21 protein-coding genes and 2 pseudogenes are annotated in these 23,911 nt (G+C 67.4%); 8 read left to right on the top strand and 15 right to left on the bottom strand.

Features of this window, described 5'->3' with window-relative positions; genetic code table 11:
- Together BIV25_RS23125 and BIV25_RS47530 are read right to left on the bottom strand one after the other, a co-directional pair.
- A partial coding sequence (locus BIV25_RS23125; RefSeq protein ID WP_143076700.1) for an alpha/beta hydrolase occupies positions 1 to 248 on the bottom strand: 248 nt, incomplete at its 3' end.
- A 155-nt stretch (positions 249 to 403) separates the two neighbouring features.
- Positions 404 to 841: pseudogene (locus BIV25_RS47530) on the bottom strand (LacI family DNA-binding transcriptional regulator); the annotation flags it as partial.
- A gap of 495 nt (positions 842 to 1,336) precedes the next feature.
- Here BIV25_RS47530 and BIV25_RS50445 point away from each other — a divergent pair.
- Both BIV25_RS50445 and BIV25_RS23115 read left to right on the top strand, forming a co-directional pair.
- Complete coding sequence (locus tag BIV25_RS50445; RefSeq protein ID WP_143076699.1) at positions 1,337 to 1,816, top strand: hypothetical protein; 480 nt, start codon at positions 1,337 to 1,339, stop codon at positions 1,814 to 1,816.
- 405 nt (positions 1,817 to 2,221) lie between these two features.
- A complete protein-coding gene (locus BIV25_RS23115) occupies positions 2,222 to 2,587 on the top strand; it encodes a DUF4440 domain-containing protein (RefSeq protein ID WP_071374286.1) in 366 nt (121 codons plus the stop codon).
- 56 nt (positions 2,588 to 2,643) lie between these two features.
- Here BIV25_RS23115 and BIV25_RS47525 read toward each other — a convergent pair.
- Positions 2,644 to 2,793: pseudogene (locus BIV25_RS47525) on the bottom strand (ATP-binding protein); the annotation flags it as partial.
- Between the two features lie 145 nt (positions 2,794 to 2,938).
- Here BIV25_RS47525 and BIV25_RS23110 point away from each other — a divergent pair.
- Genes BIV25_RS23110 through BIV25_RS50440 form a run of 4 tightly spaced genes read left to right on the top strand, consistent with a single transcriptional unit; the run spans position 2,939 to position 6,343 of the window.
- On the top strand, positions 2,939 to 4,003 hold the full coding sequence (locus tag BIV25_RS23110; protein WP_071374285.1) for a site-specific integrase: 1,065 nt from the start codon (positions 2,939 to 2,941) through the stop codon (positions 4,001 to 4,003).
- On the top strand, positions 4,000 to 4,317 hold the full coding sequence (locus tag BIV25_RS23105; protein ID WP_071374284.1) for a helix-turn-helix transcriptional regulator: 318 nt from the start codon (positions 4,000 to 4,002) through the stop codon (positions 4,315 to 4,317). The genes BIV25_RS23110 and BIV25_RS23105 overlap by 4 nt, the downstream gene beginning before the upstream one ends.
- A gap of 15 nt (positions 4,318 to 4,332) precedes the next feature.
- A complete protein-coding gene (locus BIV25_RS23100) occupies positions 4,333 to 5,961 on the top strand; it encodes a site-specific integrase (protein ID WP_071374283.1) in 1,629 nt (542 codons plus the stop codon).
- A gap of 10 nt (positions 5,962 to 5,971) precedes the next feature.
- Entirely contained in the window at positions 5,972 to 6,343 is a 372-nt protein-coding gene (locus tag BIV25_RS50440; protein ID WP_143076698.1) for a hypothetical protein, read from the top strand.
- On the opposite strand, the gene istB is transcribed toward BIV25_RS50440, so the two are convergent.
- The 4 genes from istB to BIV25_RS49500 all read right to left on the bottom strand — a co-directional run bounded on the left by istB (position 6,288) and on the right by BIV25_RS49500 (position 9,332).
- Positions 6,288 to 7,037, bottom strand: a complete 750-nt coding sequence (gene istB, locus BIV25_RS23090; protein ID WP_305729329.1) for an IS21-like element helper ATPase IstB — start codon at positions 7,035 to 7,037, stop codon at positions 6,288 to 6,290. The two genes, BIV25_RS50440 and istB, sit on opposite strands and share 56 nt — an antisense overlap.
- Positions 7,034 to 8,044, bottom strand: coding sequence for a hypothetical protein (locus BIV25_RS23085; protein ID WP_256256018.1), 1,011 nt, complete (start codon positions 8,042 to 8,044; stop codon positions 7,034 to 7,036). Before BIV25_RS23085 ends, istB begins: the two co-directional genes overlap by 4 nt.
- A 118-nt stretch (positions 8,045 to 8,162) precedes the next feature.
- The gene (locus BIV25_RS23080) at positions 8,163 to 8,705 is read right to left on the bottom strand and encodes an SMI1/KNR4 family protein (protein ID WP_256256017.1); all 543 of its coding nucleotides are present in this window, start codon (positions 8,703 to 8,705) and stop codon (positions 8,163 to 8,165) included.
- A gap of 78 nt (positions 8,706 to 8,783) precedes the next feature.
- Positions 8,784 to 9,332: a tyrosine-type recombinase/integrase gene (locus tag BIV25_RS49500; RefSeq protein WP_256256016.1), complete on the bottom strand. Its 549-nt coding sequence runs from the start codon at positions 9,330 to 9,332 to the stop codon at positions 8,784 to 8,786.
- 90 nt (positions 9,333 to 9,422) lie between these two features.
- Between BIV25_RS49500 and BIV25_RS23070 the strand changes: the two genes are divergently transcribed.
- Positions 9,423 to 10,055, top strand: a complete 633-nt coding sequence (locus BIV25_RS23070) for a bifunctional 2-polyprenyl-6-hydroxyphenol methylase/3-demethylubiquinol 3-O-methyltransferase UbiG (protein ID WP_071374310.1) — start codon at positions 9,423 to 9,425, stop codon at positions 10,053 to 10,055.
- A 38-nt stretch (positions 10,056 to 10,093) separates the two neighbouring features.
- Here BIV25_RS23070 and BIV25_RS23065 read toward each other — a convergent pair whose 3' ends face one another.
- The 6 genes from BIV25_RS23065 to BIV25_RS23040 form a co-directional block, all read right to left on the bottom strand.
- Positions 10,094 to 10,555, bottom strand: a complete 462-nt coding sequence (locus BIV25_RS23065; RefSeq protein WP_071374279.1) for a hypothetical protein — start codon at positions 10,553 to 10,555, stop codon at positions 10,094 to 10,096.
- Complete coding sequence (locus BIV25_RS23060; RefSeq protein WP_071374278.1) at positions 10,552 to 12,744, bottom strand: hypothetical protein; 2,193 nt, start codon at positions 12,742 to 12,744, stop codon at positions 10,552 to 10,554. Before BIV25_RS23060 ends, BIV25_RS23065 begins: the two co-directional genes overlap by 4 nt.
- Positions 12,741 to 14,459 (bottom strand): hypothetical protein, encoded by a 1,719-nt coding sequence (locus BIV25_RS23055; RefSeq protein ID WP_071374277.1) that lies wholly within the window; start codon positions 14,457 to 14,459, stop codon positions 12,741 to 12,743. The genes BIV25_RS23060 and BIV25_RS23055 overlap by 4 nt, the downstream gene beginning before the upstream one ends.
- Positions 14,459 to 15,925, bottom strand: a complete 1,467-nt coding sequence (locus BIV25_RS23050) for a site-specific integrase (RefSeq protein ID WP_071374276.1) — start codon at positions 15,923 to 15,925, stop codon at positions 14,459 to 14,461. Before BIV25_RS23050 ends, BIV25_RS23055 begins: the two co-directional genes overlap by 1 nt.
- 90 nt (positions 15,926 to 16,015) lie before the next feature.
- Positions 16,016 to 17,416 carry a tyrosine-type recombinase/integrase gene (locus BIV25_RS23045; RefSeq protein WP_256256015.1) on the bottom strand — a complete coding sequence of 467 codons (1,401 nt, stop codon included), beginning with the start codon at positions 17,414 to 17,416 and terminating at the stop codon, positions 16,016 to 16,018.
- A complete protein-coding gene (locus BIV25_RS23040) occupies positions 17,416 to 18,342 on the bottom strand; it encodes a tyrosine-type recombinase/integrase (protein WP_256256014.1) in 927 nt (308 codons plus the stop codon). Before BIV25_RS23040 ends, BIV25_RS23045 begins: the two co-directional genes overlap by 1 nt.
- Positions 18,343 to 19,475: 1,133 nt before the next feature.
- On the opposite strand from BIV25_RS23040, the gene BIV25_RS23030 reads away from it, so the two are divergent.
- Positions 19,476 to 19,856, top strand: a complete 381-nt coding sequence (locus BIV25_RS23030; protein WP_143076696.1) for a hypothetical protein — start codon at positions 19,476 to 19,478, stop codon at positions 19,854 to 19,856.
- 445 nt (positions 19,857 to 20,301) lie between these two features.
- On the opposite strand, the gene BIV25_RS23025 is transcribed toward BIV25_RS23030, so the two are convergent.
- Both BIV25_RS23025 and BIV25_RS49495 read right to left on the bottom strand, forming a co-directional pair.
- Positions 20,302 to 21,774, bottom strand: a complete 1,473-nt coding sequence (locus tag BIV25_RS23025; RefSeq protein ID WP_071374272.1) for a UvrD-helicase domain-containing protein — start codon at positions 21,772 to 21,774, stop codon at positions 20,302 to 20,304.
- Positions 21,767 to 23,788, bottom strand: coding sequence for an ATP-dependent endonuclease (locus BIV25_RS49495; RefSeq protein WP_071374271.1), 2,022 nt, complete (start codon positions 23,786 to 23,788; stop codon positions 21,767 to 21,769). Before BIV25_RS49495 ends, BIV25_RS23025 begins: the two co-directional genes overlap by 8 nt.
- Positions 23,789 to 23,911: the final 123 nt, after the last annotated feature.

The following is a 23,911-nucleotide window of genomic DNA, read 5'->3' as shown; positions in this document are numbered from 1 at the left end:
TTCGCGAGGGCATCAGCATGCGCTTCCAGGGAGTAGTCGAAATCGGTCGGCCGGTCGCTGAGGCCGTGACCGAGCAAGTCGATCAGCAACGAACGGCGGCCAGCCAGCAACGGGTGGGCCGCGACCTCCGCGAAGTAGGCAGGCGATGTGGCACCCAGACCATGCACGTAGACGCGGGAAGGCTCCTGCCCCGGCAACTCCACCCAGCGGATCTGGTCACCCTCGGGCGTCACAACAGCGTTACGCACAGCCTGCTCCCCTGCAATCAAGATCGATGGAGAGACGAGAGTAACCACCCGTCCTCCATACACCACCCCCATCCCTCATCGCAGGTCCTGCGTGGGCACCGGGGACGTAGAACTTCGGCCAGGACACCTCCCCCTGGTTTCGCTCACAACCTCGTTAGGTCGGCGATGGCCTGCTTCACCTTGACCCGCTTGGCTTCGGCGACACGCTCGGGGTGGTTGAGGACGTTGGACACCGTGCCCGTGGAGACTTCGGCACGGCGTGCGACGTCGACGAGCTACGCGCTTTGGTGGCCACCGGTACGAGCCGTGCCCTGGCCCCGGAAGACGTAGGTCTTGCCGTGGCACGGGCAGGGTGTCGGCTTCGTGCGGGCGATGTGGTTGGAGACCAGGGCTGACAGCCAGTCCATCACGTGGATAGTGCGGTAGCTGTCATCTTTGGGCGGGCAGCGCACCAGCTCGCCCGTGTCGAGTTCGTACAGCTTCCACTCGACGCGGATGGAGCCGGGGCGGGCGAATTCCCTCTCCAGGCCGACGATTTCGCCCCAACACATGCCCGTGCACCCCTTGAGGACCACGGCGACGAAGTCGTCGTCGCTGAGCGGCCTCCGGCCGACCGGCCCGAGAGGGACGGCGATCCGACCCACGCCGCCGCCTTTTGACCTGTCAGGGGCAACAACGTCCGGCGGCATGACGTGCCACGGGCACCGGCCGGCATCCTGTGCCCTGGACTGAGGAGTCACGGCCGCTACACTGCCTGCGCTGATCGAACTGATGACCCAGGGGTTGGGGCCGTGGATCTCAAGGCTAGACGCGTTGCATGCGCAGCAGTTCTCTCGCTGGGCATTGTCCCGGTGTCGGCGTGCAGCAGTGGCAGCGGAACGGCCCAGGCACACCAAAGTCCTGCGCCAACTGCCGCAAGGCGGTCGGCGCAGTCAAATATCAACCTCACCGGCTCACCAACAGGTGCCGCTTCGCCTTCGGTGGCGAGTGAGGCGCCGATGACGGGGAACCAACTCAAAGCTGCCGCGATAACCGCCGCAGACGTTCCGGGACTGCGAGCTGACACGGCCCGGGACAGCACCGGGATCATGAGCCGAAAGCTCACAGCGAGCTCCGGAGGGCCGGTCTGCACGGAATTCCTGAACGCTTCCAACGCGTCCGCTGACTCCTACCATCCCTCTTCCGAGCTGGGTAGGGCCTTCACTGCCAACACGACCGCCGGAACGATGCTCGTCAGGGTCTCGTTGGTCGGCCATGCCTCATCGGCCGATGCGCAGCGGGTCATCAACGAAACTCGCAGTTCCGCCAAGGGATGCCCCCATCTCACAGATGGTACACAGCGCATGAACTTGGCCCCCCTGACACTGCCGGTGATGGGCGACGATTCCACCGTTACCCGTGCCGGTCTGATTTCCAGCAGACTGAGTGAATGCCTGACCCTTGGCCTGGTGCGAGTGGGCACAGTGTCGCTCACCATCACGGTATTCGCACATGACGCTTATTACCCCAACCTGCTCCAAGAGGTGGCGAGAGCGTCCGTGAGCAAGCTTCAAAAAACAGAACGCTAAATCAGTCTTCACCTGACATCGCGGTGCCATGGAAGGTGATCACGCCCTGATCGGCGGAGTTCTGCACCGATGGCGTCCCGCCAAGTGGTGTAGGGGATCAAGGCGCCGTAATTCGCAGGCCAGGGGCGGTGGCTCCGCACGCTCGGGTGTTCAACTCGCGTTACCGGCAGGCTTCGTGGGCTGCCGCCTACACGTGGTTCGTCTTCGGTCTCGAACCGGAATGCGTAGTACTTGATCCCCTGGCTTCGGTCATGTTGAGGGGCAGCACTTGTGCATGAGTTCCGGAGGCAGTTCGTGATCACCACGTCGAGAGATGTTCACGAGTTTTGACGGCGCCGGGTGCCGTCGTGGTGCCGGGTGAACAATTCGCTATGCCTTGGAAGAGGGCGTCCGTAGGGTTCCCGCATGACGGATGAGAGCGAGCTGGCCGTGCAAGCGGCCATCGATGGGGAGATGCGGCTTCTCGACCCCGAGGTGCGGGCCTTCCCAGCTCGTGTCCTGGAGCTTTTGGATCCGGAGTTCACCGAGATCGGGGCTTCTGGACGTTGGTGGGATGTGGAGTCGATCCTCACGGTGACGAGCGGCGGCTCGGTGTCCCCGGAGTCTCCTGTCAAGGTCAGCGAAATGTCCGGGGGCGTCGTTGCTCCGGGCGTCGTTCATCTGACGTACTTCGCCGACAACCAGGGCCGCCGGGTATGGCGAAGCTCTCTGTGGCGTCTGACGGAGACGGGCTGGCGGATGTATTTTCACCAGGGCACTTTGGCCAGCTGAGCGTGTGGAACCGCCGCCCGCGAAGGCGGCGGTCGGCTAGCCAGCTGTGGCCCGGGTCAGCTGGCCGTGGCCGGCGCTTCGGCCCGGGCGCGGGTGGTGGCGAGGCGGTAGGAGTCGGTGCCGGTCTCGATGATGGTGCCGTTGAAGGTGAGTCGGTCGACGATGGCCGCGCAGAGGCGGGGGTCGGTGAAGGTCTTGGTCCAGCCATCTGGGGCTGGCACTTGTTCCCTCACAAGAGTTGCTGCTGCCACCTGCCCGTATCCCGTTCCTGCAGTCCTCGTTGGTTCTCGCGGTGGTGCCCTGGCTTTCCAGGTGCTGCCTTGACCGTTCAGGTGCGAGGAAGGTGTGCCGGTGGCCGAGGCCAGACTCCAGGTCATCGCGGGCGGGGCCGTCCCGCAGGAACCGCTGGCGACGGACCCGTGGCAGTTCCAGACCGCATGCGTCGACGCGTTCGTCGCCTCGTGGCGGGCTCGCGGGTTCAGCCCGGTGACCATCGACAACGACATCGGCCTGCTGGAGCGAACCCTCACGGCCCTGGGCCGACCCGCGTGGGAGGTGACGCCGGAAGACATCGACCGGGTGGTCGGTGACCTCGCGGTGAAGGGCCGGTCGACGTCCACCCGGCGCGAGTACGTGCAGATCTTCAAGGGGTTCCACCGATTCCTGCAGGCCCGCAAAGCCACCGAGATCGAGGCAGCCTTCGGTGTCCGGCTGGTCTGCCCGGTCGACGAGTTCAACGCCTCCCGGCACGTCGGCGACGACTCCCCGGCCCTGGTGCCGCCGCCGACACCAGAACGGGTAGCGGAGTTCTTCGACTTCATGAAGCAACGGATCGCGACCGCGAGGAAGTACGGGCCCGCCGCCCGGGACTATGCGATGTTCCGGACCCTCTATCACGCCGGGCTCCGCTCGGAGGAGGCATCGCTGCTGGACAAGCCGGATGTGCACTTCAGCCGCGGCCCGTTCGGCAAGCTCCACGTCCGCTTCGGCAAAGGGGCTCACACCTCCGGGCCCCGGCCCCGCTGGGTGCCCATGCTCGATGGCCTGGACCTGGTGCTGCGATGGTTCCTGGACGACGTGCGCCCCAAGTTCCCCGATTCGCCAGTGCTGTTCGCCGACGAGTCCGGCGGAGCCCTGCATCGCGGAACGATCCGCAACCGGCTGCGCTATCTCATGGAACTCGAAGGGCGGCCGGCCTCGGAGCGGTTCAGCCCGCATGCCCTGCGCAGAGCCTGCGCGACCCACAACTACGAACGCGGCGTCGACCTGGTGGCGATCCAGCAAATGCTCGGTCACTGGACGGTCAGTTCAACCATGCGTTATGTCCGGCCCTCCGCCACGTTCATCGAGGACGCCTATCAGCGGGCGGTCGCCGGCACTCTGGCCGAGCTGGCCGGGAAGGACACCACAGCATGAAGATCCGATGGAGGCTGCGGATGGCCGCCGCCCAGCGCGAGGTGTGGACCGGGACCGAGCTGCGGCGGCTGCTGGCCGAGAAGGCCGGCCTGGAGCTCTCCTCGGCGTCGGTGTCCGCGCTGTTCACCAAGGAACCCTCGCAGGTGAAGATGACCACCCTGGCCGCGTTGTGCACCGCACTGGAGTGCACCCCCAACGACCTGATCGAGATCGACACCACCCCCGTCGAGCGGCCTGCTGCTCCGCCACGGCCCGCCGCCGACCTCCCGAAGGCCGCAGGCTCCGCCCGGGGCCGGTCGATGCCGCCTCTGTGACCTGCGGACGTCTCCATGAGCAAGAAACAACGGGACTGCGTCACCTGCGGCGGGCCGGTCGGCTATCGCGACCGCCAACACTGCTGCCGGTGCTGGCGCCGGATGAAAGAAGAGGCAGCAAAGGCGGTGTGCGGGTCCTGCGGCAAGGACCGGGTCCTCCAGGAGGACACCGGCCGGTGCATCACCTGCTCGCGCGTCTGCGACCAGTGCGGCCAATCCGTCCGTGCCGCCCACAACCGGCTCTGCGGAGCCTGCCGGCGAAAGGCCGAGCGGCTCGCCGACCAGCAGCCCTGCCCTCGCTGCGGCAAGCGCGGATATCTCCGCGAGGAGACCGGCTGGTGCGGTCATTGCTCCCGGCCCCGGCAGGACAAGCAGCCCCCGCGGACCTGCCGCGAGTGCGGGCAACTGCGACGGCATGCCGGCCTGGGCCTGTGCTCAGCCTGCTGGCAGAAACATCCCGGCCGCCCCTTCATCCGCGGCGAACACCTCCGCGACCAACTCGCCAGCCCCCCGGCGTGGCTGGACGACTTTGTCGGGCATGTCGCGGCCCGTTTCTGCGTCTCCCGGGCCTGCGGCCTGATCACCAGCCTCGGCCGCCTCTTGCAGGACGAGCACTCCAACTCGCCCCAGGCACTTCTGGAACGGTCCCGACGACCAGGGCGATCGATGGGCACCTTCGCCCACGCGCTTGAGGACTTCTTCAGCCATCGCGGCCTGGCCCTGCCGACCGATCAGGCCGAGCGGCTCGCCGCAGGGCGACGCAAGCGCCGCATCGATGCCGTCCCCGGGCCGCTCAGGCCAGCCGTTGCCGCCTTCGACGCCTCCCGCATGCGGGCCCAAGACCGGGCCCGCCGGGCCGGTACTCGCCCCCGCAGCGACCACACCCTGGAAACCGCCCTGTCGATCCTGCGGGACCTTGCCCGCTTCCTCACCGAGCACCGCGGCAAGAACGACTGGGCCCTGGTCGACGTGCACGACATTGAAGCCTTCCTGGCCACCTCGCCCAGGGCCCGCAAGCGCCGACTGGTGGTGCTGCGGCAGTTCTTCCGCTTCGCCCGCTCCCAGCACATCGTGCTGATCGACCCGACCCGCACTCTGGTCGTGAAGGAACGCAACGGCTTCCGCGGCCGCACCCTCACCCTCGACCAGCAGCGCGAGCTCTTCCGCCGATGGACGACCGACGATCAGGTTCACCCGCACGAGGCTCTGCTCGGCATGCTCGCTCTGCTGCATGGAGCCTCCAGCACGGAGGTTCGGACATTGAAGATCACCGACATCGACGCAGCGACCCAGACTGTCCGGCTCGGCAAGCGGCCCCATCCCGTCCCGCTGGATCCAGCCTCCTGGACCGTGCTGGAACGCTGCTTGAACCACCGCGCGAAGTGGCCGACGGCCAACCCGCATGTGATGGTCACCAAAGGAACCAAGGCCGGGCGGAGCCCGGCCTCAACTGCCTATGTCTCCCACGTCCTTGACGACTGCGGATACCCGCCCCGGATGATCCGCAGCACCCGACTCGTCGACCTGGTGAACACCATGGACCCCAAGCTCGTCGCTGCCGCTTTCGGCATGGACCCACAGGCCACCCTCATCTACCTTGCTGATCACATCGACCCAGGACGCCTGCCCGACCAGCACCAGTAGAGGAACTTGCATGCGGCACCTCAACCCCTCATTCGCCCTCGCTGCCCTCCGGCGCGGACAGCAGATCGAGCAGTTCCTCGGCAGGGTCGAATGCGACGGTCGACAAGGGCTTCGCTGGATCGCCCTCAGCCCCGGCCCTTCCGGCGTGACGATCTATGTGAGTGATGTCGAAGACGTCGGCACCGACAACTTCCTCGACATCACCGAGTTCCCGCCCCTGGACCCCGAGGAGGAGACGTGGGGACGGAAGATCGCGGTCCTGCCCACCTCTGAGGACGCCTTGCACCTTGCCGAGCGTGACCTCTCCGCAGACCCCCAACGCTGGGTCAACCAAGGCATCGTCTGTGACGAGTACCAGGACTTCCGCAAGATGAACCCGTGATGTTTCGGCGCCGCCTGGCACGAGTTCGCCGGAACATGTGCGCTTTGCCGAACGACTCGTTGGAGGCGATGGCGACGCTGTTCTTCTCCTCGCGCTCGGTCAGCACCTGGAACAGCAGTTCGGCGCCGTGCCGGTCCAGTTCCATGTAGCCCAGCTCATCGATGCACAAAAGATCGACGCGTCCGTAGCGGGCGATGGTCTTGCTGAGCTGCTTCTCGTCGGCGGCCTCGACCAGTTCGTTGACCAGCTTTGTCGCCAGGGTGTAGCGCACTCGGTAGCCCTGCATCGCGGCCTCGGTGCCCAGGGCGATGAGCATGTGGGACTTGCCGGTGCCGGAGTCGCCGATCAGGCAGAGAGGCTGCCCCTTCTTGATCCATTCGCAGCTGGCGAGCGTGTTGACGGTGGCCGCGTCGATGTTGGGGTTGGCGTCGAAGTCGAAGGTCCGCAGTGACTTCTCCCGTGGGAAGCCTGCCGCCTTGATCCGCCGTTCCGAGCGGCGGCGGGCCCGGTCGTCGCACTCGGCCATCAGCAGTTCGGCGAGGAAGCCGCGGTAGGTCATCTGGTCCTTCATCGCCCGGTCGGCGATGTCGGGGAACTCCTTGCGGATCGACGGCAGCCGCAGCAGGCGGCAGGCGGTGTCGATGGCGGTGGTGGCGGCCTGCTCGGTCAAACCTCGCTGGCGGGGCAGGGTCACTGGGCTTCTCCCTCTCGGCGGTCACCGCCGCTGGCGCGACGGCTTCGGAGCAACTGGTCATAAGGGGTCACCGAGGGCAGGGGCCTGGTGTCCGGCGGAAGATGAGCCAACTTCCACTCGTGCAGAAACGTCACGGTCCCTGCCGACTGCCCCGGACCGGTGCTCGACGGGCCAGGAACAGTTGGTTCGTCCTCGGGCTGGGCGGCCTTGCGGGCCTCCAGGGCGACCGCATCCGCAGTCAGAGCCCCGGCCCGCAGAGCGGTTGCCAGCCCGGCGACCAAGTACTCGTGCGGGATGTGTCGGCCCAGCAGCAGTACCTCGATCAGGGCCCGGGTGCCGTCCCTCTCGCCGTGGACCTTCCGGGCCTGGGCCCACCAGGCGTCGTGGACCGGAGTGAACCTGCCTGCGGAGCGGGCCTGTTCGAGGGCGGTGGCGCCGGGGAAGGCGCCCGGCTTGCGGATCAGGGCTTCCAGGTAGTGGTCCAGCTCCAGGCGGCAGCCGCCCTTGGCGATCAGCCGCTCGTGCCGAGCCACTTCCACGTTCTGGTCGTAAACCACCAGGTGGGAGGCGTGCAGCACGACGCGGACCCGTTTGCCGATCAGACGGACGGGCACCGAGTAGCGGTTGGTGCGGACGGCGATCTGGCTGTAGCGGTCGACCCTGGGGGTGAACACCCGCCCCGTCTCGAACGGCTCCTCCGGCAACGGCACCAGCAGCGGCTGCTCGACGGCGAAGTACTCGTCGATGGTCTGCAGCCGGGAGCCGATCCGGCGCCGGCCGTCGTGCAGATCCCACTGCTCGACCAACTCGTTCAGCTCCGCCAGCGAGGCGACCTCGGGCACCGGGGTGAAGTGGTTGCGCCGGAAGTAGCCGATCTGCCCCTCGACGCCGCCCTTCTCGTGGGCCCCGTCGATGCCGGGGCGGCAGTAGAAGCTCTCGATGCCGAAGTGCGATCTGAAGGCGATCCACCGGTCGGTCTCCACCCTCGCCCGGCTCAGACCCAGCACCTGGGCGACGGCGGCCTTGAGGTTGTCGTAGCGGACCCGACCCCGAGGGACCCCTCTAATATGCGGGTCTCGATGTCAACCCCGAGGGGACCAGGCCGCGGTCTGGAGAGTCGATCGATCAGCAGGATTCGAAGCTTGGGGTGGCAGGGCGGATGTTGCCGTCTTCGTCCATGAACTCGAGTCGTTCCATAAACGCCACGATGAAGTCGGCGAACGGGCCGTCGAAGGTCTCGCATCCCTCCTCGTGGGCCATGGTGACGATCTTCCAACGGTCCGGATCCGGGTGGCAGGGCAAGAAGAAGTGCTCGTCGCCGCCGTAGTCGTAGCCCCAGGAGATCAGGCCGCCGGGCTCGGGGTGGAACGGGTGCGGGAAGTCGTCCGGTCCACGCTCGCGCCGTGCGGCGAATCTCTCGTGGATGCTGCGCATGCGCTCCAGCAGCGGACTGGACCCCCGAGGATGGAAGACCACGAGTTCCTCGGAAATCACCCCGGCGCCATAGGTGTCCAGGAAAGCCTTGAAGTCGCTGGGAAGCGGCGAGCCAATGTAGTTCTCAACCTCGGCCCAATCTTCTGGCGAGGGCTGACGTGGTGCCGGTGCGCCGAGCAGCTGCTGCAACTCATCATGTCCTGCCATGCGTCTCACCTGCTTGATCGCCGTCATTGGACGTGGCAAACCTAGCTGGATCGACCGGGCGGTTGAACGGAGGGGTAGCTATCGGTGGCCGCCTGGAAGAAGGCATCAGCCAGCCTGTTCCTCAAGTCGGCTGAGGAGTCCGTCGAAGATCTGCTCGCGAGCGACCTGTCCCTTGGCCGCCGCGTCGTCTCGCTGGCGTTCGAGGGTGGGCCGGAACTCGATCGTGGTGACGAAGAACGTGCAGGACTCGCAGATCGATTCGAAGTGGCAGTCCATCTCGACGGGGCGAGCGCAGTAGCCGTTGCCGAGCATCCGGCGGTGCATCTCCCGCCGAAGCTTGGCCATCTCCGTGCCCTCGGCATCGGCCGGCAGCTGGCGCGGGGCGTCGTAGAGTGCCTCGACCTTCTCCGAGACAGCGAAGTACTCGTCGGCGACGGTCCGGTCGGCGATCCGCGCGTAAACACGGGTCATGGACAGCGACCGGTGTCCAAGAAGTGCGGCGATGGCCTCCAGGGACATGCCTCGGTTGATCGCCTGGGTGGCCAGAGAGTGGCTTGTGTCCGCAGAGGCCGTGTGCGGTCGAGTGCGTGTTGCCATTGAGCAGGTCCGCTGTCGGCGCCGCGTTCGCGACGATGACAGCGGCGTGTGTTGCATTCCGGCCCCACTGGTGTGACGCAGTTCACTGCGGAGGTCTTGGTAGTGGAAGGCAAGGGCGGAGGGCGTCCTCTGTGGCAGGGTCGGACCATGCCCTTTGATCACAACGACCACTATCACCGTCTGTTGTTGCGCCATGTGCCGCGGAACTGCGGTGTGGCACTGGATGTCGGTTGCGGGACAGGCCAGTTCGCGCGGCGGCTCGCTGACCTGGGCATGGAGGTCGATGCGATCGATCCGTCGGAGGAGGCCATCGCGGAGGCCCGCGCGCTGTCGGGGCGGATAGCCGGTGATCGGAGCCCGCACTTCCAGCACGCGGACGTCACCGAAGTCGAACTTTCGAAGGGGCACTACGACTTCATCTCGTGCCTGGCCAGCATCCATCACATGCCGTTCGACGCCGTCGCCGCGTTGCGTGACGCGCTCGCGCCCGGCGGCGTCCTCGTGATCTTGGGCTGCTATCCGGAGAAGACCCGGCTCGACTGGGCTTGGAGCCTGGCAGCCGTGCCCGTCAACGCCGTCGCCAGGCTGGCCGTCGCCGTGAGGGACAAGCTTCGCCCTGTCTCTGCTGCGACTGGTCGCGAACGGGTGAAGGCGCCGGTGAGGCAGCCGGTCATGCCCTTGCTCCAGATCCGTCGGGAGGCCGCGGTCCTGCTGCCCGGATGCAGCATCCGCAGGCTCCTCTTCTGGCGCTATCTGCTCGTCTTCCGTAATAACGGCTGACGGCGTCCGTGTGGGCTTCTCCCTCTGCTCCGCCCGTCTCAACTGCAGCTTCCGATCACGGTGGTTCGCGGTGCGGGAAGGCGCCTGAGTTGGGTCGTTCCGACGGCGGCTTCGCGGAGCCGGACGATCTCTTCGTGCTGGGCGGCGAGCCGGGCCAGGGCCTGGCTGCGGAAGTCGGTGAGTTCGTCGACCGTCTGCTCGGACTTGGCGAGCCGTTCCCGGAGCTTGGCGTTCTCTACTTTGAGCCGGGCGATCTGGGCCTCGCGAGGATCGGGGATCTCGCCGGCCTCGTGCATGGCGTTCAGGCGGCGTTCGAACTCGACGCGGAGGTGAGCGTAGGGGCGGGTGCCGTAGAACGCGGTGCGGTCGACGCCCGCTTCGCGGGCGAGGGTCTTGATGTCGCACTTCCCGCCGGGCGGGATCTCGCCGCGAAGGAGCCGATCCATGGCGGCCCGGATGCAGTTCTCGTTCTCGGTCCGCTGGGCTGCGGAGATTCTCATCCGGACTCCTCGTCCTTGGTGCTGGCGGCGTCGATCTCGGCGACGACGCGGAGGGCCCGCTCGTAATCGGCCTGGAGCCGGGTGCGTTCGGTCTTGCGTGTGGTGCCGAGCTGGCCGAGGAAGGTCCCGGTGCGTTCGGCGTGCTCGGCCCAGACGGGCCGGTGACAAGGGTGATGGGTGGCCTGCGGGCAACGGGCGGAGTCACACATCCCGACCAGCGGACGGTCTGCCGTCGGGGTGCCAGCCAGCTTGAGGCAGAGTGCCCGGGACGGGTCGGTGAACCAGCAGTAGTTCGCAGGCCCAAGGTGAAGGACCTTGGCGCGTTTGGTCAGGAGGTTCAGCACGTCGCGGTCACTTCGCTGTGTCTTGGGTGCCGTTGCTGCCGTTGCGTCGAGCTTCTCGTCGATGCTGGCGAAGAACTCGGTGAGGCTGCGGGCTCCTGGGCCGGCGGGCAGGATGCCCTGCTGGTAGTTTCGGAACTCGGTCAGGACCAAATCGAGGTTCCGGTCGCTCTCGTGTTTGTTGACCTCGGACAACAGCTCGGCCTGGGCCCCGCCGGGGCGCGAGGCATACCCTTCTGTTGTGGCGACAGCAATATGCTTCATGTGGATCTTGGAGGCCAGCACGCCACCGGGCCGGTAGGCCATTTCAAGGGCCAAAGTCCGCCTGAGCATCCGCAAGTTGACCTGTCCCTCGGGGATCGGGGCGAGGCCGAGTCGTTGTCCTGCCGGTGAGCTCACCCAGTTCCTGAACCACCGGTATCGGACTGTGAAGGCGAACCGGCCGAAGAGCAGGGCCCCGTCCTCTGGGGCATCGTGCAGGTTCTCGGCGAGTTCGACGGCGCGATAGACCGGCTCGATGACGACCCATTCGTCGTCGGTGCCGCCGAGCGGCTGGCCTTTGACCACCTTGCTGGTGAGCCGGTAGCGGTGCAGACCGGAGGCCGGTTCCTCGGACATCCGTCGGCACCCGATCCGCAGCTCCATTAGCTCGCTCGCCCGCATTCCTGAGACCGTGGCCAGGACGATCACCGCGGCGGTGCGGACGATCCCGACCAAGGCGACGGCCTGAAGCCGGTGCAGCGGTGTGGTCCAGGCCAGTGTGGACGATGCGTCCGCTGTGGTGATCTCGGCGGCGTCCCGGCCGAAGACCTCCTTCACCCCGACCTCTGCGACCGCGGCTTCCAACGGGCCGCGCAGGGAGCGCATCCACCGTGTCCAGAACTGGCGGGCTCCGGCCTGGCGGGCCAGTACTCCGGTGGCCACTGACAGGAGCGGATCATCGGGAGACCAGCCATCGACGAGCCGGTCGGCGACGTGGTGGTCGGCCAGCATCGGCAGGGGTGTGCACGTTCGCCTGTACTCGGCGAGAAGGTCGGTGAATTCTGTCAGGGGGATGCGTGTGTCGTGCCGGAGCCCTCTGGCCTTGTTGGACGTGGTCCGGTCCGCCTCACGCACCTGTCCGGCGAGTCCGACGGCATGCGGGCCGAGCGTGGAGACCAGGTAGAGGGCGGCAGCGAGCATCGGTTGCAGGATGGCGTCCTCGACGGGACGGGTCTTGTTCTCCATCCGGCCGCTGGGCATCTCAGCGACCGCGGTGGCGGTGGCTCCGCCCCACGGCCGCAGATCTGCAGGAACGCGGTCGGCAGTGAAGAGTTCGCGGTAGCTGACCAGGTCGACGACGACCTGCGCGGCCCGCCGCCGGGTCCCCGGGCTCTGCTCGCCGATGACGGTTCCATGCTCATCCGTCACATAGCGGCGATAGCTGAGGTATGCCTCGCAGATCTGGGTGTCGATCACGGCGAGGCTGGTCACGCCTTCGCCGCCCAGCCAGGTCAGGAACTTGACGAGTTCGTCCAGTCGGCCGGCGCAACTGGTGAGATGCAGAGCGGTCCGGTAGGCGCGGGGCAGCAGGGCGACCGCCGGATGCCGCGGAGCAAGCAGGGCCAGGATCAGTTCTTTGGCGACCAGCCGCCAGTGGAGGTCGGTGATGGCCGCGAAGTCGAAGTGCCGCAGGGACAGGGCCATGTGGACCGGCAGACCGACGACCTCGGTGAAATCCCACGCATCGTCTTCGAAGAGCGGGCGGCGAACGGTATCAGGCAGGCTGAGGCCGGCTTCCCGGCAGACGTCGGCGTCCGCGAAGACGGCGGACCGTCCGCCGAAGGCATAGGAAGCAGCGGTGGTCACGCGGTCATCTCCTCGGGACGCAGAGGCAGTTCGTCATCGCGGTCGGCGACCTGAGCGGTCGCCGTCGCCAGGACGGCCGCATCGAAGCGGTTCAGGACCTGCTGGATCCGGGCCGCATAGGGGCCGAAGACGGCCATGAACTGGGCGGCGGGCATCTGCTGCCACTGCCGGGAGAAGAACGCCTTGAGTCGCAGGAGGTTCGCCGCGTGCCGTGGGGCGAACACCGCGAGCGGGCAGAGCAGACAGACCCAGGGACGGGCCGGACACGGCTTGCCCTTCGGCCCGTGCAGCCCGGACAACTGGTCTCCGCAGGCGGCCGTGAACACATCCCGCTGCCCGCCCACGAGTTCGGCAAGTGCCGCATCGTCCAAATTCATGGCCGCCATCAGTTGCGGATAGTCCGAGACCAGCGCGACCGCGTCCTCCTGCGTGATCACCGTCGGCGGGTGCGACCGCCGCAGCATGTCGTGCTGTGCGTCCTCGATGACCGTCTCGACTCCGCGCTGCTGGGACGGTGTCACAGCAGTCAGGTAGTGGTCGCCCTCGATCGCCGGGGTGTGGTTCGGGTCGATGGTTGCCCGTCCGCTGCCCGTCCAGGTGCTCTTGTCGCGCATCGCTTGGTGAGTGGTGCGGATCCGCGATCGGTGGATCTTCATCGGACGGCCGTCCTGCGTGAGCACCTGGTGACGCACCACCCACCGCTGGATGGCCGCCCGTGCACCGGAGCCTGTGACGACGGTGAACTGTCCCGGGCGGCTGAGGGCCAACCACAGGCGCCGCCGGTCCTCGGGCCCGGTGAAGCTCCGCAGCAGGGCCGAGTGCGCCAGCCACTGCTCCAGCAGGCGCACGGCCCGGCGGGGCAGGGTCAGGCTCTCCGCCGCCGTGCGGCCCTTGACGTAGGAGAGAAGGATCGTGGTGTCTCCCGCCCAGTCGATGTCGTCGGTGACCAGGTCGTCAATGCCGTCGGGGACGATGCCGGAGTAGATGCCGAACAGCAGCCGGTAGGCGATCAGAGCGTTGTGCGTGGGGAAGAGATCGGCGTTGGCCTGCAGGAATCCGCCCCGCTGCCAGATCGCTCCCTCGGTGCAGCCGAGTTCCTCGCCGAACTTTGCGGTGGTCACCGGACCGAGCCGGGCCAGCAGCCACCGCACATTCTCGGCCGACCAGCCTCCCGAGCCCGGGTGCCTTCCGCGGGCGGCCGCAGCAAGGGCCTGCCGATGGGCTGCGTACGACTCGTCGACCAGAGTGCGGCAGACCGCGGTCAGCCGCTGCCATTCCTCTTCAGGGTAGGGCGGCAAGGCATGACGGTAGGGCTGGATGTTGAAGTGCCGGCCGGATGCAAGGTCCAGTACCCCCTCGCCGAGGGTGCCGCCGGTCTGGGCGAAGCCCTCCAGCATGCTGCGGGTCAGGGCCTCCAGCCTGGTCGGGCTGGCCATCCAGAACTCGGCCATCTGGCCCCGCCGCAGCTGGGCGGCACCACCGGTGAAGCCGCCATCGGCGAGAGTGCGGACCATGCTCCGCAGAGCCTGGACATAGAAGTTGACCGTGCCGTCCGAGTCCGCGGTGCCATGGGGGTGGATCAAGTCCACCAGCCCGATGGCCAGATCCCGGGCCAGGCTCGGGTTGGGCAGCCCGTCCAGGGAGTACTCGGCCCGACCGCCGTCGCTGAACACGCAGGTGATGCCGAGCGGTTCGTCGATGAGCTGCGTCGGCATCAGGCGTCCTCGCGATCGTCGTGGAACTCGGCGGCAGCTTCTTGTTCGGCCGCCGTATCGTTGGTCAGCCCGGCTGCTGCCCCGGCGCCCTCGTATGCCTCCCGGTAGATGCGGGTGGTATCCAGGCGACGGAGGTACTTTTCCGTCACGAGTACGGTGCTATGCCCTAAAAGGTCTCGCAGGATCAGCAGCGGGTCGGCCTTGGAGAGATAGAAGACCAGCGCGGCATCCGCGTCGGTGTCCCTCACGAGCTTCGCTGCCTGCCGGTAGTGGCCGGTGACCAGGTATTCGAGAGTCCTGATCGAGAACGAGTGGCGGAGTCGGTGGGCGTGAACGTGCGGGAACCGGGGCTCGAAGCGGGCTCGGATCCGGTCGGATGTGCGCTCGAAGACCGTGGCCCAGGCAGTGAACGGGCCGCCGCCGTTCTTCACCGCGAGGAGGCACGAACCCCCATCCGGGGCGATCAGACGGCGCCGCTCGGCTGGGGACAGGGAGTCCCAGGACCGGCGCACTCCGTTGACCCGCCCACTTCTCACCCCCGGTTCGGTCACTGTCAGCGGCTCGCCCCACCTCCGTGGCGGCCGCCAGCCTGAGCCCTCCGCCGTGGCTGCCCGGTCCAGCTCCAGATAGTCATGGACACCGGCGAGGGCCTCGTAAGAGACCCAGGTGGTGCGGAACTTCCTGCCCTTGGTGATCCCGGCCGGCACCGGGAACGGGATCGGCACCGTGGTCGGCTCAGGCGGCAGTGCGGGGATCTCCCAGGGCAGCAGGTAGGTGAACTCCTGCAGCCGCAGTCCGGTGGCCAGCGCGAGATCACCGATCGCGGCGTTGCGAGTCATCTCGCGGCCGTGGAAGCCGGTGTCCTGCGCGCTGTCCGGTGCCAGCCCGCGCAGCCCCTTGCGGAACAGCTCGGTGAAGTCCGGCTCCAGGTACTTGATCGTCACGTGCGGCTTCGGGGTGCGGCGAACCGCCAGATTCACCTTCCCCTCCCGCCCGGTCCCGGCGAACAGTGCCCGCGCAGCGCGGTAGGTGAACGGCTCGGCCGTCGCGTACTCCTCGTGCATCGCCCACCGGTAGAACAGCGACAGGATGCTCATGTGCTGGCCCCACGTCGTCGCCGCGAACCGGGCCTTCAACGGACCCGCCGCCCGATGCTCGGCGTACCGGCTCAACGCAGCCTTCAGCCGTACCCGCGAGTCGAACAACCCCACCCCATGCTCGGCCAGGAACTCCATCCACTCCTTGACCACCCGCGCGTAGTTCTCCCACGAGCTCGGCGCCGGCGCCCCGCTGGCCGGAAGCTCACGCAACCACCGGTTCACCACCGCCGCCGGACGCGGCGCAGCCGGACCGTCCTCGAAGCACAGGTCGCCGTCGACGAGCACGGGCATCCTCTCGGGGATCAGCGGCCGATGCTCGATGTCCCAGGACTCCCAGCCCCTGGACGAGAAGAAACTCAAGATCATGGGCACTGACAGTAGAAACACCACACGGCTCAGCGCAAAGCCCAAACACCCAGGCCACCGGCCTAGTTGGAGCCAATCGCCACACAGAAACTAAGCGGAGACAATATGTCTGAGCTGGTGTGGAGTGACCCGGCCGAGTCCCGCCTGCTGGGCGGCCTTGCGGACCGCGGCCTCGATGCGGGAGGCGTTGACAGGGCGGCCGTGGTCGGTGAACAACAGGTTTGAGCGCAGGCCCTCGGGCCGGTGCAGCAGCCAGTCGTCCAGTAGCGTCTTGAGCTGCGGATGCAGGGGGACGTAGCGGTCGGTGTGCATCTTGCCGACCGGGACGCGGAGCCAGTAGGCGGATCCGATCTGCACGACCGCGTCGATGGTGAGGCCGAGCATCTCGCTGCGGCGCATCCCGGTGCGGGCGAGGATCTCGATGGCCAGCCGGGCGAACGGATCGGGGTCCTTGCGGGCGGCTGCCAGTAGTTTGGCGGCCGCGGCGTCGTCCAAGAACCGGGGCAGTGGTTCGTCCGCGATCGGGAAGTCGCTGTCGAAGATCAGCTGGCGGGGCGGCCGGTCGGCGGCGTCCCACTCATCCAGGCGGCGGAAGAAGCCGCGGAGTTTGCTGAGGCGGTCGCGGACGGTGTGCCGGTGCAGCGGTCCTCCGCGGGCGGCCGGCCGCTCCAGCGGCCACTGCCGGTAGCGTTCGACGTGCCTCCGCTTGAGTGCGGCGACGCAGGTGACGTCCGTGTCTTCGGCGGCGACCAGGAGGGCGAACTCCCGCAGCGTCAGCTCGGCGTTCTTCACGGTGCCCGGCCGCATTGTTCCGGCTATATGCCGCAGGTAGTGCTGCATCGTGTGCGCCATTCCGGCCGGGACCCGGGACCACTCCCGGGCCCGTATGTCGGCCCGGTCCGGCGAGCGACGACGCGGGAGCTGGTCAGTCAACTCGCAGTGGAAGAGCGTCGCTTCCAAGTTGAACAGGGCGGTCGACAGGGCCTTGACCCCACGGTTGGGGATGCGGCGGGCAGCCTCCAGCAGCAGGCGGCGTCCCTCGTCCCAGTCGGTCTGCTGCAGCTCGTGTGGCCGCTTGCCGAACAGGGCTACGAAGTGGCCCAGCAGGTTGAACTGGGTCATGGCCAGCGCGTCGCGAAAACCGAGGAACCGGGCCGTCTCCATGAACCTCAGGTGCAGTTCCGGCTCCGTGCGAGCAAGTACGATGCCCAGTCGTGGGCGTCGGGCGACCAGGTAGTCCGCCCCGGGTTGCAGACGTCCGGTGACCGAGAGCCAGCTGATGAATCGGTGGCTCTCGTGGTTGAAGGCAAGCTGGCGTTCCAGCGGCAGGTCGCAGAAGTCGCTCAGGTCGGGCACCGCGGCGAGCAGAGCGCGGGCTCCCCAGCGAACCTTGTGATCGATGTTCATGCCCTGCGCGGCCCGGTGAGCGAGGTAGAACTCGACCAGGTCCGGGCGCACGATCGGCAGGGCCGCGGCGCGGGCCCGGCGCATCAGGACTCCGTCCGATCGGCGTCGATGGCGGCACTCGCCTGCAGGTACTGCTCGACGAGCCAGCTGTTCGCCAGGTGTATGTAGATCCGAGTTGATTCGATGGAGCGGTGTCCAGCCTGGGCCTGTACCGCCTCCAGTGCCATGCCCGCCTCCCGCAGCCGGGTCAGGCAGGTATGGCGGAGCTGATGACAGGTCAGCCTCGGTAGTCCGGTTCGCTTCCGGACGCCGTCAAGAATCTCGTCCAGACCATCGGCGGAGAACGGTCGGCCGCGGGTGGGCCCGCGCAGCACCACGAACAGCCGATCGTGGTCGACGGGTGGACGCTCGCGGTCCAGATAGTCGCCGACCGCGCTGAAGAACTGAGCGGAGACGGGTATCAAGCGCTGGTGGCCGCCCTTGCCCTCGCTGATGAAGACCCGACGCTCACCCGGTGACAGGTCACCCAGCCGCAAGCCGAGGACCTCGCAGCGGCGAAGCCCGCCGAGCAGCATCGCGAGGACCATGGCCCTATCCCGCGCGGTGTTCACTGCACCGAGCACCGCTTCGACCTCAGTCGGTCCGAGGACGCGCGGGAGGGTTCGGGGCGTGCGCAGGAGCGGTGCCCCCCGGTTGCCGCTGCGGCGGCGGTTGGCCAGCCCCGTCGGCACCGGGTTGCGATCAATGGCCAGGTCGTCGCGGGTCATGAGGTAGCCGAACAGCCCGGAGATGCTGGCGAGGCGGCGCTTGATGGTCCGAGCCGAGAGTCCTGCCTCACCGTCTTCGAGCCGGACGACCTTCGCTCCCCGCCGCGGCCTCTTCTGCGCGGTGATGAACGCGAAGACGTCCCCGGTGACGACGTCGGCCGGCTCCTTGGGTACCACCGAGAAGAAGACCTTCAGGTCGTAGGCGGTGGCCAGCAGAGTGTTCGGCCGGCAGCGTGCCGCCACGAACTCCAGGTAGTCGTCGACCAGGGCGTGCCCGAGTGATGCCGTGGGGTTTCCCGCGGCATCGACGCGTCGTACCAACTGCGGCTGCCAGGCCATCCGAGCTCCTCGACGGGAGCGACCATCCTGACCGGGAACACGAGATTGCGGAAGAGTTGTCACCCACATAACCGCCCAGCACCCGCAGCGCGTGCACGTGGCCCTCGAAGAAGGCTTCCTGGCCGGCGGAGGCGAACACGCGGTGGACGGCCTTGCCCGAATACGACAGGCGGAAGGAGAACAGGTAGCAGGTCACCATCTCGCCGGCGAGCCGCACGGCCACGTCGCCGAAGTCGACCTCGGCCTCCATGCCGGGCGGATGGGTCTGCGGGACGAACGCCTCGATGGGTGCCTTGCCCGCCTCCACCGCGATCTGCGGCTTCCGGTCGGCGACATAGCGCCTGACCATCGGATAGTTCACGGCCGCGCCGTGCTCCTCGACCAGCCGGTGGAAGATCCGGGTGACCGTGTGCCGCTGCTTGCGCGGCGCGTCCAGGTCCGCCCGCAAGATCCCGTCGATCACTGCCTTGTACGGGTCCAGCGCCGACGGCCGCGGCGGCAGCGGCTTGCGCTGCTCAGGCCAGGCCGAGTCCAAAGCCTTGCGCACCGTCCGCCAGGCGACGTTGTACTTGCGCTCCAGCTCCCGCATCGTCACCCCGGCCCGGTGGTCCCGCCGGATCGCCGCGTACAGCTCGACCTTCGACATCTGCGGCATGACCAGGACCTTTCACCAGGAGCACCCCGATGCTGTCCTGGCAAGTCCCCCACTGCCTTCAAAACTCGTGAACATCACCCGACCGTGGAAACGGGCGCCTTCCAAACCCGTGTACAACCGCCGTCACGACTCGTGAATAAAGCCAATCCCCTACACCACGTCGCGGGACACGATCTTCTGCACCACTACCGCACCAGAACGAGCGGGGAGTAGCGGGGAGCCACGGTGAAGGCGGCCCAGCCCGGACGACCACGGCCGAACGTTCTCCCAGGCCGGAGCTTGAGCCGACCGTCAGTGATCGGAGCTTCCCAACTTCCCAAGCTGAGATGCCGCGTGCCGGCGGCCGCAGCCTCCCCACCGGTCCACATGACATCCTCTCCGCATGGCTGATTCACCATGGGCAGCACTCACTTCGGTGGAGCGTGATCTGATGGTCTGCGCCAGCGAGGCGTCGGGCATCCTCGCTTACGCGACGAGCGCCAAAGACGAACACGGCCACGCTGTCGATCTTCCGCACATTGTGCTCGGCCTCGTCGATCGCGGCTGGGTACACGTCCATCGCCTCGAACCTTGGACCGCACCGGATGGGCAGGCAGGCGCGACATACGGCCCGCCGATACCCCGCGCGGAGATCCCCGAGGTCCTCAAGGATTCGGCGGTCTGGGACGACCCTGACGATCCAGATTGGATCGGCGCCGTCACGCTGTCAGCCACGGAGACGTGGCGAGCGCTCATTCGGCAGCAGAGCCACACCGCCGAATAGCCGGAGCAAGCGCCGCAGGTTGATGATGGGGCCCGCGTCCGGTGCCGACGAGGCGGGCCCCAAGCAACCTGGCTGCCGTCGTCTCAATTTCCGTCGCATTCAGCCCCGTTCACCGCCGTACAGGCGAGACCTCAAGCCGTCCCCGCATCGGACGACCAGTCAACCATGAACGCAGTTGAACGCCCCTGCACGCCGCTCCACGAGGCACCAACAGACCTGGAAAGCGTATTGGGGGCAACTCCTCACGAGTTCGCATCTCGTATCCTCCGCCGCCGCCCACCAGGGCAAACGAAGGACCCGGCCGCACTGCGGCCGGGTCCTTCGTTGTTCCGTGGTTGCAGTTTTGGTCGCAGTTAGCCTCCGGCGCGGCTTCGGAGCCACCGGCCGTTGAGAACGGCGCGGCGCACCGTGCAGCCGCCCATCTCGTACACCCGCGACTCCCACGTCACACGGCGAGTGATCGGCGGCGAGCGCGGGTGAGTGCCACGTAGAGCTTGCGGTGGTCTTCGTTGGCCCGGTCCAGGCCGTGGCGTAGGGACCGGGTATCGCTGTCCTCGAGTCGCACAGCGACTGTGTCCCACTCGCGCCCCTTGGCCTGATGAGTGGTCAGGCCGAGTACGAGGTCGCCGAAGGGGCGGAGGAGGCGGGTGCGTAGTTGTTGGAGGCGATCAATGTGGTCGCGATGTCTCCGGGGGATCTTGGCAGGTGACTCGGTGGCGATTGCGGCCGTGAGGTCCGCGAGCGTCGTAGGAAGGTCGTCGCTGTCGGCGAGCCGCGCGAGAATCGCGTCCAGGCGGGGTTCCAGTCGGGCGCAAGCTTCATCGTCCAGGCGTAGCGTGGCGGCGGCGTCGGCCGCGTAGGTGGCGTGCTCGCCGAAGGCGCTGCGGGTGAGCCGGTTGAGCAGCAGGGTGGAGGCGGCCTCTTGCGTGTTGCCGCTGGCGGAGCGGAATGCGAGGGGCAGTACGCGGGGGTGCGTATTCCACAGGGGTTTCCATTCGCGGGCTAGGACAACATCAACGCCGTCCAGCGCGGCGCTGGGTACCGTGGTGGGTTCGCTTCGACGCAGGGCCGTGGCCAGGTGCTCTTGGTCGGGTGTGCGCCAGCGGAAGGATGCGGTCAGCTGGAGGGTTGCCATCTCGGCGCGCTCGATGAGGGTGGGTACGAGGTCGGGACGGGCGCCTCGGAAGCCGTACAGGGCCTGCCAGGGGTCACCGACGACGGTGACGTCCAGCCCGGCTTGGGCGGCGAGTTCGACTACAGCCAGGTCGAGACTGTTGGCGTCGAAGATCTCGTCGACGATTAGAGCGCGGGTGGTGGCAGCGAAGTAGTCAATCAGACAGTCGGTTACGTCCGGATCGCCCAGGGCCTGTTCGAGGATCGCACGGACGTTGTCGTGGGTGCATTGGCCGTTGTTCACAGCGGTGTCAAAGTCGGGCTGGGCAAGGTGGTTGCCCTTGGCGTGGCGATAGGTATAGGCAGTGACGATCTGGCGGCCTTCGAGTTCGACGACCGGTTCCCGGGCCGTGTAGCGGGTCGGGTAGTGGGCCTTCCAGGTATCCAGGACCTCAAGGTCGGTGTGGCCGCCCGGCCAGTGGAGGGTATTGGTGTGCAGGAGATGGGCGAGCAGGTCATAGACGACGGTGTCGAGGGTGACGATGCGGTGCGGTGGGTTGATCGCGGCGCGGCCCCAGGTTTCACGGACGCGTGCGCGCAGTTCCGCAGTGGCGGAGCGGGTGAAGCTGACCGCGACCACCGCGCGCGGGTCGCTGGCCAGGGTGAAGCGCTGCACGCCGAAGCGGTATGCGGACACGGTGGTCTTTCCGGAACCGGGGGCGGCTTCGATGTAGAGGCGTGGGAGGGGTGTGCCAGCGGCGATGAGCTGTTCGCGGGTCAGCCGGTCCAGGGCAGCCTCAGCCACGGGGCTTGCCCCAACTGGTGACATCGGGTGCCGGACTAAACCCGGGGTTAGCAGTAGGAGGCAGCGCATCGCCCAAGTCGTTGAACGCATCCGGTACGTCCCTGTCGTCCTCACTCGGCTGGGGGTGGTCGTCCGGCCCGCTGGTGGCAGGTGGTATCGGGTACAGGAAGTCGAACATCGCCTGCAGGTGGTCTGGGACGACCGGGTGGATCTTTGCTTCATTGGCGGCGGCAAGTTGCTGGGCGAGTGCGAGTGCGAACTCCGCCTTGCGCTTCGCCCCCGCGCCGGCGCGCGTGGCGTCGTTGCCGTCCTTGGCCTTGCGAGCGCTGCGAAACAGGGCGTGGACTGACTCGGGATCCAGTGGCTCTGGTACGGGCAGGGACAGGTCATCCAGGGCGTCGGCGATCAGCTTCTCGTTGCCTGCGGTGATGGCCGGCTCGAGCGTGGGGTGACTGACAAAAGCCCGGGCAATGTCGGGGTCGTGAGCGGTGATCCAAGGCGGGTCGGTGGGGACAGCATCAAAGTCCAGGTCGCTGTCGCGCAGGACGGCGATCTTGGTGCACAGCTCCGCGTCCTTGGTCGCCAGCAGCCGCACCGCCCACGCTCCGACTTTGGTGCCCATGGGCACGATGCTCAGGGCCTCGACGAACGCTTGCTTGTCCGCGTCCTGGGCGGCCCAAGCACGGGCGAACTCGCGCAGTACCGCTACCTCGGTGACGCCCTCGACCAGGACCAGACGCTCAGCGAACAAGGCGGCCGAGCGGCTAGTGTCCAGATGGAGCCGCGTCATGCGCAGAGTCTTGTCGCGCTCGGCCATCGGCAAGGTGGCGATGGGACGGCAGAACCGGCGTCCGTCGCTAGTTCGACGCAACACGACGATCTGCTCTGGGCTGCAGGACGTTATGACGTCGGTGGCGTGGCTGGACAGGACGATCTGCAATTCTGGGCGTCGAGCGGTAACGCCGCGCAGGTAGCGAACTAGGGCGTGCTGAAGCTGCGGGTGCAGGTGGGCCTCGGGCTCCTCAATGACCACGGTGGCGTGGAAAGGATCTGGCGGGAAAAAGGAGTCCTCTGCGGATTCGGCCTCGGCCTGCGCCTGCACGAGCTGCTCGTTAGCCTGGCGCGCAGCCTCCTCTATGTCATCGGGGTCGGGCGTGCCCCCCATACCCGGGCTGGGCATACCTGTGGCGCGCTTGGCTGGGTCGGGGATTGCCGCCAGCGTGACGGCGATGTGGAGGAGGTTGACGTAGCCCAAGCCGGAGACCTCCAGTGGGCGTGCCTGGCCCCGCCCCTCAATCACGGCAAGCATCAGCTCCAGGACACGTGCCAAATAGGTATCGTCGATGACCTGCCCCCGGACATAGGGCCACTGCCGACTCACGCCCGCCGACATCGCCGAGAGGTGTGCGCCGATACGCTCCTCAACGGCCTCGATGATGCCGTCCTTGGCCAAGCCCTCGAGGAGTTGAGAGGCCCGCGCCCGCAGCGATACCAAACTGCGGCGTCCGTCCAGGCGTTCCTGCTGCGCGCGCAGCAACTCGATCAGGATGCGGACCTCACGCCGGGCGAGCTCGTCCAGCGGATGACGCCACGCTGGCAGGTACAGGAGCTTGAAGGGGTCGAGCGTGTCCAGTGGCCCCAGGCGCTGGCCTGCCTGCGCCTGGACGCTGCCCAGACTCCGGGTCAAGTTTGTGCTCCAGCGCTGCGCGACAGTGCCGGGCGAACCGTGATGGATGGCGTGGATCTGCCGCCCCAGGGCTCCTTCGGTGTGCAGATCGGCGTCCAAGGTGTATTGGACCGTGATACTACGTTCGCCGCTGCCCAGCGCGGTCGCGCTCGGGCGCGGCAGGCTGGGGAAACGACTGGGATGGGCCAAGTAGAGAGCATCAGTGACGGTGGTCTTCCCGACCCCGTTCGCGCCGATCAGGACACTGAACCGGCCGGGAAGATCGCAGACGATCTCCGACTCGGCGCTCGCGCGCAGCCCCTTGACTTCCACCCGACTCAGATGCACGCGTGTCGCTCCCCACTCTGCGGTCCCACCCGACCGTCCTATCATCGCCCCGCACACTGACAAGCGGTGTCCTTCTGCCGATGTGCAGCATCGGCAATTGAACCCCGACCGGCCAATCGGCCC

Source organism: Streptomyces sp. MUSC 14, from assembly GCF_001866675.1.
In the GTDB taxonomy this organism is placed as follows: Bacteria; Actinomycetota; Actinomycetes; order Streptomycetales; family Streptomycetaceae; genus Streptomyces.
Note: the sequence above shows the minus strand (reverse complement) of the source record. Positions and strands in the feature narration are given on the sequence as shown.